12 protein-coding genes are annotated in these 16,489 nt (G+C 41.2%); 5 read left to right on the top strand and 7 right to left on the bottom strand.

Features of this window, described 5'->3' with window-relative positions:
- The first annotated feature begins 10 nt into the window (after positions 1–10).
- Both F991_RS14910 and F991_RS14905 read left to right on the top strand, forming a co-directional pair.
- On the top strand, positions 11–826 hold the full coding sequence (locus F991_RS14910; protein WP_004673030.1) for an NAD-dependent epimerase/dehydratase family protein: 816 nt from the start codon (positions 11–13) through the stop codon (positions 824–826).
- Positions 827–956: 130 nt separating this feature from the next.
- Positions 957–1,937, top strand: a complete 981-nt coding sequence (locus F991_RS14905) for a putative solute-binding protein (RefSeq protein WP_004673029.1) — start codon at positions 957–959, stop codon at positions 1,935–1,937.
- A gap of 44 nt (positions 1,938–1,981) precedes the next feature.
- On the opposite strand, the gene plsB is transcribed toward F991_RS14905, so the two are convergent.
- Positions 1,982–4,537 carry a glycerol-3-phosphate 1-O-acyltransferase PlsB gene (plsB, locus tag F991_RS14900; protein WP_004673028.1) on the bottom strand — a complete coding sequence of 852 codons (2,556 nt, stop codon included), beginning with the start codon at positions 4,535–4,537 and terminating at the stop codon, positions 1,982–1,984.
- Between the two features lie 314 nt (positions 4,538–4,851).
- Between plsB and F991_RS14895 the strand changes: the two genes are divergently transcribed.
- From F991_RS14895 to F991_RS14885, 3 genes are all read left to right on the top strand, one after another.
- Positions 4,852–5,724, top strand: a complete 873-nt coding sequence (locus F991_RS14895) for an acyl-CoA thioesterase (RefSeq protein ID WP_004673026.1) — start codon at positions 4,852–4,854, stop codon at positions 5,722–5,724.
- A 128-nt stretch (positions 5,725–5,852) separates the two neighbouring features.
- Positions 5,853–7,076: a dicarboxylate/amino acid:cation symporter gene (locus F991_RS14890; protein ID WP_004673024.1), complete on the top strand. Its 1,224-nt coding sequence runs from the start codon at positions 5,853–5,855 to the stop codon at positions 7,074–7,076.
- Positions 7,077–7,483: 407 nt separating this feature from the next.
- Entirely contained in the window at positions 7,484–9,574 is a 2,091-nt protein-coding gene (locus F991_RS14885) for a TonB-dependent receptor family protein (RefSeq protein ID WP_004673022.1), read from the top strand.
- Positions 9,575–9,646: 72 nt separating this feature from the next.
- Here the strand turns inward: F991_RS14885 and F991_RS14880 are convergent, their stop codons facing one another.
- The 6 genes from F991_RS14880 to F991_RS14855 form a co-directional block, all read right to left on the bottom strand.
- On the bottom strand, positions 9,647–10,591 hold the full coding sequence (locus F991_RS14880; RefSeq protein WP_004673020.1) for a metal-dependent hydrolase: 945 nt from the start codon (positions 10,589–10,591) through the stop codon (positions 9,647–9,649).
- A gap of 279 nt (positions 10,592–10,870) precedes the next feature.
- A complete protein-coding gene (yihA, locus tag F991_RS14875) occupies positions 10,871–11,647 on the bottom strand; it encodes a ribosome biogenesis GTP-binding protein YihA/YsxC (RefSeq protein WP_004673017.1) in 777 nt (258 codons plus the stop codon).
- 68 nt (positions 11,648–11,715) lie between these two features.
- Positions 11,716–12,174, bottom strand: a complete 459-nt coding sequence (locus tag F991_RS14870) for an RrF2 family transcriptional regulator (RefSeq protein ID WP_004673015.1) — start codon at positions 12,172–12,174, stop codon at positions 11,716–11,718.
- A gap of 79 nt (positions 12,175–12,253) precedes the next feature.
- Positions 12,254–13,465 (bottom strand): NO-inducible flavohemoprotein, encoded by a 1,212-nt coding sequence (gene hmpA, locus F991_RS14865; protein ID WP_004673013.1) that lies wholly within the window; start codon positions 13,463–13,465, stop codon positions 12,254–12,256.
- 140 nt (positions 13,466–13,605) lie between these two features.
- Positions 13,606–15,153, bottom strand: a complete 1,548-nt coding sequence (locus tag F991_RS14860) for a helicase HerA-like domain-containing protein (RefSeq protein WP_004673012.1) — start codon at positions 15,151–15,153, stop codon at positions 13,606–13,608.
- 19 nt (positions 15,154–15,172) lie between these two features.
- Complete coding sequence (locus F991_RS14855; protein ID WP_004673011.1) at positions 15,173–16,366, bottom strand: PLP-dependent transferase; 1,194 nt, start codon at positions 16,364–16,366, stop codon at positions 15,173–15,175.
- Positions 16,367–16,489 lie beyond the last annotated feature (123 nt).

Raw genomic sequence — 16,489 nt, 5'->3', positions numbered from 1 at the left:
AAGGACATGTATGCATATTTTATTTATTGGTTATGGTAAAACATCTCAGCGTGTCGCTAAACACTTATTTGAGTGTGGTCACCACATTAGCACAATTAGTCGTAGTGAAAAAACAGATTGTTATGCGACTCATTATATTCAAGACGTGCAGCGACTTGATTTAACAGCATTTCGTCCAATTGATGTGGTTTATGTGCTTCTCGCACCATCTCAAAGTGGCATTGAGGCTTATCAACACACTTATGTTGATAGTGTTGAGCCGATTGTTCGGGCCTTAAAATCACATCCCGTGCAACGCATCATTATTGTGTCTTCAACTCGGGTCTATGGTGAAAGTGCTGGTGAGCGAATTGATGACGAATCACTGATACAACCTGCCGATGAGCAAGGGCATTTACTGCGTAAGATGGAACTTTTATGGCAAGCGCATTATCCAGAGCGTAGTATTATCGTTCGACCAACGGGTATCTATGGGACATCGATTGTTCGATTAAAAAGATTGGCACAACAAGCGCTTACTTATCCTACAGTTCATTATAGTAATCGGATTCATATCGATGACTTAGCCAATTTTTTGGCCATGTTAGCTGATCTTTCAGAAGTAGAATCTAGTTATATTGTCAGCAACAATCAGCCTTTGCCTATACATGAGATTTTACTTTGGTTTCAGCAACAACTGGATTTGCCTCCTTTACAGCTTGTATCCAAACAACATACGGGCAAGCGAATTTATGCGACGAGACTGGCGAGAACAGCTTTTAAATTTGACCATTTGATTTGCTTTAATGACTATGCTGAGGCGCTATTGGCACATAGTAATAAATGAAATTTTGATTAAAATGTGACGTGGTTGTTCTTTTTTTGGGTTGGATTCTTGATTTTTACTCTCTGTGAGTACAGGGCTGATTGAAGCCGATATGTGTATATGGATTGCGCTAAGACATTAAGGGGTATATATGAAAAAAATAATTTGCTCGATGTTACTTGGCTTAATGACCACAATGAGTTGGGCGAGTGAAAAGGTATGGTGTGTATTTGATCCTTTGAGTACGCAGGGAGATATTAGCCGCCGTTTACATGATATTCGGTTATATGCGCAACATAGCCAAGTCCAATTGAAATTTAAAACCTTCAAAAATGAAAAAGAGGCGATCCATGCATTTGATCAAAATGAATGCTCTGGTTTAGTCGCGTCCAATTTTAATACCTATCGTTATAATCCATTTATGGGCAGTACCAGTGGCATTGGTCTGATTCCGAATAACCGTACGGCAAGGGTGTTTTTACAGCTGCTTACCAATCCGAATGTCGAAAAACGTATGATTGGTTCCGAGTATGAAGTGGTTGGCATGATTCCGGTTGGTACGGTCTATATGATCATGAATACCCAAAAGATCCAGAAAGTCTCGCAACTTAAAAATAAGAGTATTGGGATTTTGGTGGATAATCCACCGCAATTGGCATTGGCGCAAAGTGTCGGTGCAAAACCTGTTTATGTGGATTTTGCAAATGCCATAGATTTATTCAAACAGAAAAAAATTGATATCTTGGCTGCACCCGCTTATGGGGTGTTGCCATATAACTTAAAGACCGAGTTTGGTGAGAAGACTCAAGTGGTCAATTTCCCAGTGGCTTATTTTGCTGTCAATATCGTGATCCGCCCTCAAGTATACCCAGCGGGTTTTGGTCAGAATATTCGAACTTGGTTTGTTAAAAATAGCCATGTTTTGTCTGCTCAAGCAATTCAATGGGAAAACCAATTGCCTGCATATTATTGGGCTGATATTTCAGCTCATGAAAAACAAGGTTATGACGCTTTGGTGATGCGAATTCGTAATCGCTATGTGGCATCTGGTTACTATGATGCTTATTTTGTTGAACTAATCAAACGTTTAAGGTGTTTGGATGAACCCAAATACATCGAATGTCGAAGATAGATAAACAATAACGGCAACCGAAGTTGCCGTTATTGTTTTTGCTGTTAAGCCTTTTTGCGTTTGAGGCGACGTTTGGCTTGTTGTGATGCCATTGCCTCTAAAGCAGTTGCAAGTTCTTCATCACTGAATGTGGTGATGTGTTGCAGCATTTGTAAGGTGGTTTCATCTAGGACAAGTCGCGCACCTGCAGCCATCTCACTGAAGTTATCATCATATTCAATGAAACCTTGTTCATTATTGCGAATATAATTTTGCTGCGTTAAGACTTTAATAAAACTTTGGAAAAGTGATTTATCAAAGAATTCTGGTGAGTTGAATTCATAGAGCACAGATAAGCGTTGACCTAACAAATGACTTAACTCTTCAACTTGCTTGGTCGAAATATTGCCAGAACCACGTTGTGTAATCAGAGCAAGCGTCATGTAGTAGCGCTCCAAACTTTGTTTCACTGGCATTGCCAAAGTTAAAAGCTTTTGATGCTCTTCACTATTTGGTGTTGGGCTAAACAAGTTGTCATCATGATCTTGGAAAATCAGACCCAGCTGAACCAGCGCATCGATATAGCTATCAATGTGTTGCTGTAGTTCAGAAGGCTGCCATTTCATAAACAGTTCAGCTTTTAAGAACGGATACAAGGTACGAATCACATTACTTAGATCTGCTTTATTAATTTTACCGTTATGCTCAACCAGTGACGCAACCAAAGATGGTAATACAAAGGCATGCAAAATATTATTACGGAAATAGGTGAGTAAGACTGCTTGATTATCTTCAATTGCAATAATATCGCCCAAGACATGCTGAACACGTTTGATCAGTTTAAGTTTTAAACCATAAGCAATGATTTCTTTACCTGATAATGATGTCACTTGCGTACGTTCATCATAAGGCTGTTGGGTGACAAGGTCTCGGTAAATATCGAGCTGTTTTATACAGATTTCCTCGTCCAGCGTATGTTTTGGTGTCGCCAATAACACCAAAGAAAGCAATGAAACAGGGTTAACAACCACAGCACGGTTAATGTTTTCTAAAATCAGATTGGCAGAGCTTGCAACCACATTGGAGATTTCGGCTGAAATAGGCGCATCATTTTTTTCGACGTGAACATTGTCTGCTTGATGCTGTTTTAAAATGTCATCCAAGAAAACAGGTTCACCGAAGTTGACGTGAACTTTGCCGAAAATTCTTTCAATTTTACGTAAGGTTTTTAAGATGCCAAAAATAGATTCAGCTTCTTTCGGCTTACCTTGCATTTCACCAACGTAGGTCGCGCCTTCCATCAAGCGTTCATAGCCAATATAAGTAGGTAAAAATACGATCGGTTTGGCAGGTCCACGAAGGTGACCTTGAATGGTCATTGCCAACATGCCTGTTTTCGGTGGAAGTAAACGTCCTGTACGTGAACGTCCGCCTTCGATAAAGTATTCGATCGGTGTGTTACGAGATAAAATGCTATATAAATATTCTTTAAATACAGATGTGTAAAGTGCATTGCCACGGAAAGAGCGGCGAATAAAGAACGCACCACCACCACGCAATAATTGCCCCACAAACGGCATATTTAAATTATCACCCGCAGCGATATATGGAATCATCAAGCCGCGTTTATAAATCACATAGGACAATAATAAATAGTCGATATGGCTACGATGACATGGGGTATAGATAATTTCATAATCTTTTGCCAGCTCACGCACGGTGCTAAAGTTGTGTACCTCAACGCCGTCATAGAGTTGCGTCCATAAACGTGTCAGTGCCATATCGGCAAAACGCACCGCTGATGCAGAATAGTCCGAAACGATTTCATTGACATAACCAATGGCGCGACGTTCGGCTTCTAGCATGCTGATTTTATGATGGATACTTTCACGGCGAATCGCATCTTGCACATCTGGTGCTTTGACCACGGACTGCATAACATTACGGCGATCAGATAAATCAGGGCCGAGTACCACTTCACGCTGTTGATCTAAATAAGTATCGAGCGAGCTTGCAATATACGTTGCAGGAGAAATATTTGGATGCTGTGTTTTGGCATAGTCAACCAATTCACGTAAACATTGGGGTTCATGGAACTCTAAGTAGGATTGGCGGCCATGTAAGCCGATATTGACCAATTGCTTGACTGTACTCGGTGTTGCCCAAGTATCTGAAAATAATAATTTGAACCAAGAATCTTCTTTATCTGGTGATCGTCCCCAAAGTACGGTCACAGGAATCAATTGAACTTCAATGCCAGGATTTTGTTCAAGGGCTTCAATCAGTTGTAATAAGCGTGGAGGATAAGTTTGGGTATTGAAGAAAATATTATCGTTCTGATGTAAAAAAAGGACTGAATTTTTTTCTTGATAGTTGCCAAAACTCAAAGGATCTAGCGCAGGTTTTAGCTTAAGGCGACGCGTCTCACCATCGACCACCAGCGCATTACTATGCGAATAGTTTTGTAATACATAGCATACGACTTTATTTGGATCGGCTGGGCTTTGTTCTGTTGAGGTGGATTCTACAGGAACTTCACCAAGAACGTGCGGGGTTACCACAAGGTCAAGTAACTTACTCGAAAGTTGACGATACATTTGACCAAATCCTGTCTTGGACATTACGAACTCCTAAATATAACCCTAACATCAAGTCATGATGAACACGACATTCTGCTGTATTCTGACATAAAACGGTATGCTATTTTCTGACAAAATATAGCGTATTTGGTAGATTTTATCGTTAAAAATCGTATTTTTAGCAGGTATAAATAGAATAATGCGATGGGTAAATCATTTTATCTTGGCTACAATCTATATTAATCGACTCATCTCGATTAAGATGATTATTCTTGCTCCGCCTTAGGTTTCAAGCAAAATACTGCTTTGCTATGGCCCTCGTTATTTCTCCCTCATTGTTGTAAAAAGGTGATTACATGAATGCTTTAACGCAAGAACTCGTTGAGCTTTTGACGCTAGAAAGACTGGAAGCCAATATCTTTCGGGGCAATAGTCGCAACTTGGTTGGCAAACGTGTATTTGGTGGACAAGTGCTTGGGCAAGCATTAAGAGCAGCGTCATACACCACAGATCGTCCTGCGCATTCGTTACATGCATATTTCCTTTATGGTGGGGATGTTGATGCTCCGATTATTTATGAAGTAGATTCGCTTCGAGATGGGAAAAGCTTTGCCAGTCGTCAAGTGCGGGCGATTCAACATGGGCGTACTATTTTTTCGGCAATGGTTTCTTTTGCCAATCCTGAGGAAGGCTTAAATTATCAACATAAAGAGCCCGAATATCCTGCACCTGAAAGTTTGAAATCAGAAAATGAACTGAAAGAAGCGATGATTAATTTTGTCCCTGAAAATGTTCGTGCCAGTTTTATGCGTGAACGTCATGTGGAAATTCGCCCAGTTCAGCCAGTCAACCCTTTTCAGCCGCAACCTGAAGCACCGTTTTATGCACATTACATTCGAACCCATGGTGATATTGCTAAAAATTTGGATGAAATCTCATTGCATCAAGCGATCGTGGCATTTTATTCAGATTTCACTTTGATGACCACAGCATTACGTCCACACGGCTTGTCGTGGATTTCTCCAAATCTACAGTGTGCCAGTATTGATCATACAATTTATTTCCATCGCCCATTGCGTGCAGATGAATGGATGCTCTATGAAATGGAAGCGACCATTAGTGCGAGTTCTCGCGGGCTCAATTTTGGTCGGATGTGGCAAGATGGTCAGTTGGTATGTAGTACGGTTCAAGAAGGTTTGATTCGGCTCAGAGAAATCGAAACCCAATAACAAATAAATTTATACTAAGGCCATCATTCTGATGGCTTTTTTATGATATAGATGTGACAAAAAATTGCTCGATTCTTCAACATGAGCATGCCATAGTAGCAATAAGTCAAAAAACTTTATCAAGCATAATGAATTTAAATACACAGATTTTACTGGCCGCTGTGCTCGGTGTGGCATTTGGTTTTTTGTTAAATGCTTACCCACAAACGATATTCGTTGACTATAGTTTATATGGGCTCGGTATTTTAAGTAGCATCTTCATTGGTTTGTTGAAAATGCTATTGATTCCATTGATCTTTAGTTCAATTGTGGTCGGTGTTTCAAACTTACAAGCAGGTGGTCAATTTGGCCGCGTTTGGAAAATCACAGCGCTGAGTTCGATCACCACCACCACTTTGGCGCTGATTCTCGGCATCAGCTGCGCACATCTTTTTGACGTGGGCAAGGGAATTGATATCCAAATTTTCCAAGCCGAGATGCAAAGTCATCAGACCCCAGACACGCTGACCCCCTCTAGTTTTTTGACCAATTTTGTACAAAACACCCTGATCAACCCATTTAAAGCCTTTAGTGAAGGCAATGTTTTGGCGGTCGTGGTATTTGCATTATTTTTGGGTGTTGCGTTGGTTAAAGGTGGGGAGCGTTTTACGCTCGTGCGGAATAGCTTTCAACAATTTTTCGAAATGATGATGATGCTGGTGGGTTGGGTGATGAAACTTGCACCGATCGGCATTTTCGCATTACTCGCCAAACTGATCGCCAGTGAAGATCTTTCCGTATTGAGTCGTTTAGTTGAATTCGCGGCTGTGGTTACGGGAACCACCATTTTTCATGGTCTTGTGGTATTGCCATTATTGTTGTGGATATTTGGTCGAATGGATCCGATTACCTTTTTTAAAGGGGCTAGAGCAGCCTTGGTGACTGCTTTTGCAACCAGTTCCAGTTCTGCGACCATGCCGCTTAGTTTGAAATGCGCACAAGAAAATCTCGGTGTTAGACCGCAAACCGCAGGTTTTGTTATTCCTCTCGGCACGCAGCTTAATATGGATGGTACGGCGCTGTATGAAGCAGCGGCAGCATTGTTTATTGCCAATCTGATGGGTTTAGATTTATCCATCACCCAACAGATTATTGTCTGTTTGGTGGCGATTGTTGCTTCTTTAGGTGCGCCTGGGATTCCAAGTGCTGGCATGGTCACTATGATTATGGTGTTACAATCTGTTGGTCTACCCGCAGAGGCGATTGCAATTTTACTGCCTATTGATCGTTTATTGGATACAGTACGTACCGTGGTAAATGTGCAGGGCGATATGATGATTAGTGTGGTGGTGGATCGGCATACACCTGAGTGAAAAATATAAATGACAGTATGTGAGCGATAGATTGTATATCGCTCAGGCAGAGCGACTGGTGTCAGTTCAGTTGGAAGAATATTGCTTAGTTCAGCCAATGATGAAAATGTTGGATAAAGTTTTGGTTATTTAATTAGTTGAAAAGTGCATTAAAAAAAATGATTTTAATTGAGCGGTCTGTTGAAATATAAAAGAAAAAAAGATGATATATATTCTAATAAATTAATATTGTTAAAAATATATATATGAAATTAAAGCCATTTTATGACAAATGTCTTAAGAAAATATAGATAATCATTCTTGTTTGCACTATCATTTGTTTGTTTTTTGTCTGAGATCGTTTCTGGTCGCTAAAGAAAAATAGCGATGGAAAGGATATTCCGTTCTTTACCGCTTCGGGGGAAGCTATGAAAAACCGTTTTTTTCTAAAAAATCCAATCGTAATGAGTGGTTTGTTATTCGGTAGTTTTGCGCCTATGTTGCATGCTGAGACAGCACAAGAGAGCAAAACCATGGTTCTGCCTACCATTCAGGTGATCGGTTCACAGGATGGCGCTGTTTCTAAGATACCGGGTGCGGCTGTGATTGTAGATCAGGAGCAAATCCAAAAATTTGTCCCGACCTCGACCGAAGATATTTTAAAGCGTGTTTCAGGCGTTTATGTCAAACCTGAAGAAGAGTCTGCTGTTGTTGCCAATATCGGTATGCGCGGTATTAGCTCGGCTGATTATAAAACCTTAATTTTAGAAGATGGTGTGCCTGTTGCACCGGGTCTATTTGTGGGGAATGGTCGTTATTACAATCCGCGTGTACAACGCATGGATAGTATTGAAGTTCTAAAAGGTTCTTCGGCATTGCGTTATGGTCCATCAAATATTGGTGGCGTCATTAACTATCGTACCAAGCAACCCAAAGATGGTGCATTGGTCGATCTGTCGATTGGCTCTTGGGATACCTATAAAACCACAGTTGAATTGGGTGGCAGCTCTCCAAATAAAGACAGTAACTTTGGTGCAATTTTAAGTTGGGCGAAAAGTGATGGTTTCATGGACAAGAGCTATGAAATGAAAGATGCAGTCATCAAAGCGGGTACTGCGATTGGCGATAATCAATGGTTAGGTGTTAAATTTACCCATTATGAAAATGATGCCAACATTTCATATCGTGGGCAGTTCTTGGGTGAATATCATGCCAAGAAAAAGAACAATCCTGCACCAGATGACTGGTTCTTGACTGAGCGTAACTCATTCGACATCAACCATCGTTGGAACATCAATGCGGATACAGAACTTCAAACCTTGGTGTATTGGAGTGAAATGAATCGTGATTACTGGCGTTATGGAACGAATGCGGCAGCATCGCAAGCAGCAGGTCGTTGGATCTATACGGACAGTTTGAATGGTAACAATCGTGCCTTTGAGCGTGTAGGTGCTGAGACCCGTTTAGTGGCAAAACATGCGCTATTTAATATCCCGAGCGAAGCTGAGGTCGGTCTACGCTTGATGAATGAAAAAATGGATGATGTCACCATTAAGGCAACACGTGCAACACCGCGTACAGGTAGCATTGATCGGGATAGAAAAGATTCAGCTAAAAGTATCGCGTTATATGCACAAAACCGTTTAGATATTACCGATCACTTGTCAGTTACACCAGGTCTTCGTATTGAACGTTATGAGCAAGAACGCTTAGACAGAAAACAGAACCAATCTGTAAAAACTTCAAATACTGAAGTGATGCCTGGTTTGGGGGCGACGTTCCAGCTTGTGCCTGAAGCACAACTGTATGCGAGCGTTTATAAGGCTTTCTCTCCTGCTTCAAATGGTGATGCTTTAGATGGTTTAAAAGACCAAAAGCTTGATGCGGAAAGTTCAACAAACTGGGAGCTAGGAGTACGTGGTCAAAAAGATATCTTTAAATATGAATTGACTGCCTTCCGTATGGATTTCAAACATCAGGTGATCCCTGCGAATAGCAACTCTAATTTCCAACAAACCAATGGTGGAAAAACCTATCACCAAGGGCTTGAGGGTGCAGTTAGTGTTGATCTGGATGGTGGCTTTGATGCATTTGCCAATGTGACTTGGGTGGCAGATGCTCAGTTTAAAGGTGATCGCTATGACTCTAAGGATGTGATGACTGCGAAAGATGATAACCGTATTCCATATACACCTGAATGGGTGGCAAATTTGGGTGTTGGTTATAGTTATGCGGGTTTACGTACTCAGCTTAGTGCAAACTATATGGGATCTCAATTTACTGATACCATGAATACGCGTCCAATTGCAGAAAATACTGCGAACAATACCTTTTTTACAGGTAAACTTAATAGTTATACAACCGTTGATTTAACCTCTCGCTATACACTCAATGATCAAGTTGAATTCTACGGTGCAGTGAAAAACTTGGAAGACAAGCGATATATGGCAAGCTTGCGTCAAGGGATTTATGTAGGCCCTGAGCGTTCATTTGAAGCAGGCGTTCGCTATCGCTTCTAATTACATTTGTTCATAAATAAAAGCCCTCATCCTAAGATGGGGGCTTTTTGTATTGATTTAGCATAATTTCGTTTAAGCAGCTGGTTGTAAAGCACGTTTCGCAGCAGGAGAGTTGTTTAAATAGTTGACCGCATCTTGGGTATTTCCTTCTTTGACAGGATCATACCACGGCATGAGGTAATCAATTTGTTGTGAAATTAACCAAATTGGGTTTGGTAATATTTGATCATCTTTGCGTCCCTGTTTATACCATTCTAACCAAATCCAAGGTTTGAACGGACTCGGTTTCTTATCGGCAAAACGAGGGTCTTGACCCATGATGTGTGCTGCGCCATCCACCCATAAGCCAAGTACGCCAATAATCACCGCAACGCTGAGATAGTAACGAGCGATATAACCACCACCGAGATGACGATAAAGATCAAAGGCAACGGTACGGTGTTCGATTTCTTCTGAACCATGCCATTTGATTAAATCAATCATTTCTGGGTCAGCACCAAGCTCTTCCCAGCGTTTGTTATACAACGCATATTTACCAAGCACGCAAGTCATATGCTCAACAGTAGCGATAACACCTAAACGGAACAGATCCCATTGATGATCAAGTATTTTTGGGACTTGTTTGTCAAAAGGTTTATCCGCTAAAGCTTTGCCAAATACAAAGTCCATAATGTCGAGGTTGCGTTGAATATCAATATTGCGTTGGCTTAGATATTCTTTGTTTGCCGAGGTATGTGCAACTGCATGCATGGCTTCTTGGCGAATAAATGCTTGTACATCTTCTTTCAGTTTTGGATCGGTAATTTCAGGCAAAACTTTATTATATAAACGACAGAACCAAAACTCACCTGCGGGTAAGATATTGTTAATTTCATTAATAAAATAGCTAGCAAAAGGTTGATTTGGAATCCAATCTACAGGCGTTTTTTCCCAATCAAACTTTACTTTGCGAGGGAGAATTTTATAGTCAATCGAAGAACCAAGAACTTTGTTCTTCACAAATGATAGTAATTTCATCGTTTAGTCCTAATCGATAGTGCAATGAACCAATAGTATGGAGTATATGAAAATACGCCACCTATTGTGTTTAGCAATTCAGGACAATTAAAATTTATTTTATGCATCAAGTTGCATGAATTGCAATATGAGGGCTTTTTGAGACTTTATTCTCGTTGTATGTCTTACGAAACCTTGTTTCTCATCACGCAGTTTCGCAAAATATATTATATATCGTCTAAAAAAAATTGCAGCCGTATACGGCTCATGCTGCACACATATATGAAAGATTTACAGGTGCTATTCTTCAAGATCAGCGTCTGTAGCTTCTGGAATTTGATCGAGGTCAAATTCAGTCGGTTGGTCGAGTGTATAATTCAAACGGCCACCCATCACACTTGCCAATTCTTCTAAGCCAATTTTATTGAGTGATGAAAACAGTTGAATCGAAAAGTCTAGCTTCATCTTCTTCAATTGTTGTTTCACATCTAATAAGGTTTTATTGGCAGGTCCACGATTGAGTTTGTCCGCCTTGGTTAAAAGGATGTGCACAAATAAATGACGTGAATGTGCCCATTCCAACATCATTAAGTCAAAATGCTGCAATGGATGACGAATATCCATCAATAACACTAAGCCTTGTAAGCTTTGGCGATGGATTAGATAGTTTTCTAATTCTTTTTGCCAAACCAGTTTCATCGCTTCAGGTACGGCTGCATAACCGTAACCTGGTAAATCGACTAAACGTTGATCAGGATTACCTAAGCTAAAAAAGTTGATCATTTGGGTACGACCCGGTCTTTTCGATGCACGAGCCAATTGTTTTTGATTGGTCAGCGCATTGATTGCACTGGATTTACCTGCATTTGATCTACCAGCGAAAGCAATTTCATAGCCTGTATCTTCTACGCATAAAGCAAGCTTTGGCGCACTCATTAAAAACTCAGCTTGGCGTAACCAATTTAAAGACTGGTTTGCATAAAGTGTTAATGCAGGATCAGTCTGTTTCTCATAACTGATTTTTTCTTTTGGGGCGAGTTTAGCTTTGGTATCTTTCGATTGTTGACGCTGACGCATAGAAGCTTACTTTAAAATTTGAAATAGCGAGATCTATTATAAAGGATGTCAGAGATTCGTGCGAATCCTCATGACGAGGCTTTTGGAAGGAGTTGTAAAAAATCAATATTTGAATGCTGAGACGAGGGGAGAATACTGTGTTGCAATACTTCTCCCACGGTATATTGATCAAGACTTTGATAAAAGCTCTCCAATGCTTGATCTAAGATTCCTTTAAGTCCGCAGTGCGCACGTAAAACACAAGGTGGGGTATTGCATTCTACAATTTGCTGATGACCTTGTAAGATGCGAACGATGTCACCGAGTTTTAGATTTTTAGCTTCTGGATTGAGGCGAATACCGCCGCCTTTACCACGTGTGGTAATGATCCAGTGTTGCTTCCCCATAAAGTGAACAATTTTAACCAGATGGTTTTGCGAAACATGTAAATCTTGAGCAATATCTGCAATCGTATACGGTACATCACTCGGGCGAGCGACATACATCAAAATTCTAAGTGCATAATCAGTAAACTTATTGAGTTGCATGGTATTTCACTCAATCTAATGCTTTAAATACAAAGGGCTAGTCTATCATAGACTAGCCCTACGCAAAATGCAGCGCCGATTAGTTGAGTTTGACACCACCCGTGCCAAAAGCCTCGCTATGGATATTTTCTGCTGCAATGCCACGAGCGATCAGTGCTTTATGCTGTTCTGCCATAAATGGCATTGGGCCACATAAGTAATAATCTGCACTTGTCGGTAATAATGCAGCATCCATCGAACTTAAATCTAAGCGCCCTACAATGTCGTAATCTTCCCCGAGTACATCATCCGTATGTGGAAATTCATAAGCCGTAAATGTGCTGAGACGTGGATACTTGGCTTTAAGTTCATGAATATGTTTTTTCATCGCATGAACTTGGCTGCTACGACATGCATGGATAAAACTGACAGGTTGTGGCATATCCAAAGTCACCAATTGATTGAGCATGGCAATCATTGGGGTTAATCCGACACCACCACTAATGAAGACATTGCGCTTGTTACTATTCATTAAGTAGAAATTCCCTGTTGGTGCAGACACTTCAATTTCTGAGCCTTCAGCTAAACCATGTAATGTACTTGAAACCCAGCCACTTGCTAACTCACCTTTTTCATCTTCGCGCTTCACAGATATACGTAAATAATCCGATTGTGGACTAGTGGATAAAGTATATTGACGTGGCTGTCTGAGATTCAGCTCAGGCACAAAGACACGAACAGAGATGTATTGACCTGCTTCATATTGTGGTAAATCACCGCCATCAACTGGTGCAAGGTAGAAGGAGGTGATTTCATCACTTTCAACCACTTTCTTGGCGATTTTAAAATTGCGCCAGCCTAACCAACTGCCTTTATTTTGCTGATGTTGCTCATATATGGCTTTTTCAGTGCTGATGAATAGATCAGCCAATTGACCATATGCAGCTGCCCAAGCGTCAATAAGTGGATCTTGCATTGAAATATTCAGAACTTCACTGATGGAGTGGAGTAGGTTTTCACCCACAATGCCGTAATCTGGTGATTGAATATTTAGGCTGACATGTTTGTGTGCAATCAGTTCAACCATAGGTAAAAGCACGGAAGGATCTTCAATATTTTCAGCATAAGCGAGGACTGCGCCAGCAAGTGCCTGTGCTTGTGCACCACTACGTTGATGCCCCATATTAAAGGTTTCTTTTAATTCAGGATTATTTCCTAACATGCGGTTATAAAAATAGCCCGTTAACGCGACACCATTTTCACGCAGTACAGGAACAGTGGCTTTTACAAGGTCAATTTGCTGCGGAGTCATTTTAGATCTCTCTTGGCTATCATTTATAAGATGTATTTAAAATATACCTTTAATTTTGCATTTGCAATACGTATTTAAAGAAAACCATAAAAAAAATAAGGGATAATAAATTATCCCTTGATTTATAAATGAATAAAGCTTTATTTTCCAAATAATGAACCTAATAACCCCCGAACAATTTTTTGCCCAGAACTCCCACCCAAACTGCGCGCGGCACTCTTGGCAAAAGTCCCGACAATGTCTTGGGTCATTTTGGCGCGTTGTTGGGCTGCTTTTTCCTCAGCACGTTGTTGCTCACGGGCTAAACGTTCTTGCTCTTTGAGTTGTTGTTTTTCGGCAGCTTCTTGTTCTTTGGTTTGTTGCTTTTCGAGTTCAGCTTGCTGTTTTTGTTGCTCACGTTCAGCGACTTTGTTTTGCAGCATTTCATAAGCACTATCTCGATCAACTGCCTGATCGTATATACCTGCAACGATACTCTGCGCAATAATCACTTGGCGTTCTTCGGCGGTGATGGGGTTAAATGATGAGTAAGGTGGCATCACCCAGCCACGTTCTACAATCTGCGGCGTACCTTGTTCATCTAGACAACTAACCAATGCTTCGCCCACTGCAAGTTCAGTAATGGCTTGATCCACTTTAAAGTCTGGATTGGCACGGAACGTGTCAGCCGCAGTTTTGACTGCTTTTTGATCCTTCGGTGTAAATGCACGTAATGCATGTTGTACTCGATTTCCCAATTGACCTAACACGCTTTCAGGTAGATCCAGTGGGTTTTGGGTGATGAAGTAGATCCCAACGCCTTTGGAGCGAATTAAGCGAACCACTTGCTCGATTTTTTGCTGTAAGGCTGGGCTGGCATTATCAAATAATAAATGTGCCTCATCGAAGAAGAACACCAATTTAGGTTTATCCATATCGCCGACTTCAGGCAGTTGTTCAAAGAGTTCTGACAACATCCAAAGTAAGAAGGTGGCATATAGTTTTGGGGTATTCATGAGTTTATCGGCAGCTAAGATATTGATATAGCCATGACCGTTACTATCTGTTTGGATGAAATCCAGAATATTTAGACTGGGTTCGCCAAAGAATTGCTCGCCACCTTGATCGCCCAATGCCAATAGATTGCGCTGAATCGCACCGATACTTGCAGGAGATAGATTGCCGTATTCTGCTTTCAATTCGGAAGTGTGTGCGCTGACATAACTCAGCATCGATTTAAGATCTTTAAAGTCGATGAGTAATAAGCCTTGATCATCGGCAATGCGGAATACGGCGGAGAGTACACCTTCTTGGGTGTCATTCAGATTGAGCATGCGTGCTAACAGCAATGGGCCAATTTCTGAGATAGTGGTGCGAATCGGATGTCCTTGTTGCCCAAATAAATCCCAAAAGATCACGGGAGATGCTGCAAATGCGACGCTGTCTACTTTGAGTAGGTTGAGGCGTTCTTCAAATTTGGGACTACTGCTGCCTGCTTTGGCAAGACTCGAAACATCACCTTTGGCATCTGCCAAGAATACAGGGATGCCAAGCCGAGAGAAGCTTTCTGCAAGAACTTTGAGCGTAACAGTTTTACCTGTACCCGTTGCACCTGCGATCAAACCATGTCGGTTGGCAAATTTAGAATGTAGGACAATATCTTGTGTGGTGTCTGTGGTTTTTTTCGCAATAATGATGGGTGTGCTCATTGTTCACCTATTCTTCGTGTTATTCCAGTTGTTTTAGTGCATTTTGAATATCTTGGATCAAATCTTCGGGATGTTCTAGTCCTATACAGAAGCGAACCAATAAACCTTGTTGTAAATGTGTATTTTCAAGTGTGCGCATTTGTTTTAAGTCGTACAGCATGACTAAGCTAATAGGTCCACCCCAACTAAAACCTAGTTTGAAAAGGTCTAAGCTATCGCAAAACTTTCGAACGGCTGCAAGGTCATATTCAGGTTTAAAGATCACGCTGACTAAACCAGCGCTTTTGCCTGTGTTACACACCTCCTTCCAGAAGCAGTGACCCGCCGAATCGGGGTTGCTTGGATGCAGTGCTTGGCTGAATTGAGGTTGCTGTTTTAACCAGTCGAGTAGCTTATTTGCATTTTGTGCTTGTTGTTCATAACGTAAAGACATGTGTGCCAAGCTGCGTTGGATTTGTGCGGTGTCATCACCAGAAACAGAGATGCCTTGTATCGCATGCATACGGAACAGTTTGTGGTGTAACGCTTGATCACGTGTTACGACCGAGCCCATGAGTATGTCGCCGCCGCCGCTTGGGTATTTGGTCAATGCATGAACGGTGATATCCACTGAAAGATGTTCATCTGAAAAATCAAAGGCATTAAAGGCCAGTCCAGCACCCCATGTGTTATCTAGCGCTGTTAGCACATTCGCTTGTTGAGCCTTTTTGACTAGGTGCTTTAAGTCTGGAAACTCAAGAGTGATCGAGCCAGCCGCTTCTAACCAAATCAGTTTGGCTTTATTTGTAGGTTGAAAGCTGTCTGCATCAATTGGATTGTAAATCTTAACGGTGATGCCATAACGATCTTGTAGGTTGTTTAAATGTTCTAAATTAGGGCCATAAATATTATCGGCGACCCAGACTTCATCACCTGCGCTTAATACTGCACTATTCACTAAATTAATCGCAGATAAACCACTTGGTGCAAGTAGGCAATAACTGCCGCCTTCGATTTGAGCGATATTGTCTGCCAGAGTGAATGTGGTTGGAGTGCCATGGGTGCCGTAACTATAGTCATAAGCATCGGTCCAGTGGCGATCAAAAAGGTGCGCTGTGGATTGAAAAATAATGGTGGATGCACGAAATAGGGGAGGTTGAACCGTCTCAATGTATTGAGGGGCTTGGCGTGGTGCATGAACGAGGTCAGTTTGTCTATTTTTATGTGTAGTCATGGGGCAAAATCAAAGCGATATAATGAATTAGGTTAAGAGAAAATAAGCAAAGCCGCCAGCGATTTGCATGTTTTGTACAGAATCGGTACAGATAGAACACTCTGACTTAGAACTGGCTTTATT

It is taken from the genome of Acinetobacter sp. CIP-A165 (genome assembly GCF_000367985.1).
Lineage (GTDB): Bacteria > Pseudomonadota > Gammaproteobacteria > Pseudomonadales > Moraxellaceae > Acinetobacter.
Note: the sequence above shows the minus strand (reverse complement) of the source record. Positions and strands in the feature narration are given on the sequence as shown.

Excerpts from the sequence above, each read along its gene's own strand:
- F991_RS14910 (WP_004673030.1), top strand. The coding sequence starts at position 11 with ATGCATATTTTATTTATTGGTTATGGTAAAACATCTCAGCGTGTCGCT.
- F991_RS14905 (WP_004673029.1), top strand. The coding sequence starts at position 957 with ATGAAAAAAATAATTTGCTCGATGTTACTTGGCTTAATGACCACAATG.
- plsB (WP_004673028.1), bottom strand. The coding sequence starts at position 4,537 with ATGTCCAAGACAGGATTTGGTCAAATGTATCGTCAACTTTCGAGTAAG.
- F991_RS14895 (WP_004673026.1), top strand. The coding sequence starts at position 4,852 with ATGAATGCTTTAACGCAAGAACTCGTTGAGCTTTTGACGCTAGAAAGA.
- F991_RS14890 (WP_004673024.1), top strand. The coding sequence starts at position 5,853 with ATGAATTTAAATACACAGATTTTACTGGCCGCTGTGCTCGGTGTGGCA.
- F991_RS14885 (WP_004673022.1), top strand. The coding sequence starts at position 7,484 with ATGAAAAACCGTTTTTTTCTAAAAAATCCAATCGTAATGAGTGGTTTG.
- F991_RS14880 (WP_004673020.1), bottom strand. The coding sequence starts at position 10,591 with ATGAAATTACTATCATTTGTGAAGAACAAAGTTCTTGGTTCTTCGATT.
- yihA (WP_004673017.1), bottom strand. The coding sequence starts at position 11,647 with ATGCGTCAGCGTCAACAATCGAAAGATACCAAAGCTAAACTCGCCCCA.
- F991_RS14870 (WP_004673015.1), bottom strand. The coding sequence starts at position 12,174 with ATGCAACTCAATAAGTTTACTGATTATGCACTTAGAATTTTGATGTAT.
- hmpA (WP_004673013.1), bottom strand. The coding sequence starts at position 13,465 with ATGACTCCGCAGCAAATTGACCTTGTAAAAGCCACTGTTCCTGTACTG.
- F991_RS14860 (WP_004673012.1), bottom strand. The coding sequence starts at position 15,153 with ATGAGCACACCCATCATTATTGCGAAAAAAACCACAGACACCACACAA.
- F991_RS14855 (WP_004673011.1), bottom strand. The coding sequence starts at position 16,366 with ATGACTACACATAAAAATAGACAAACTGACCTCGTTCATGCACCACGC.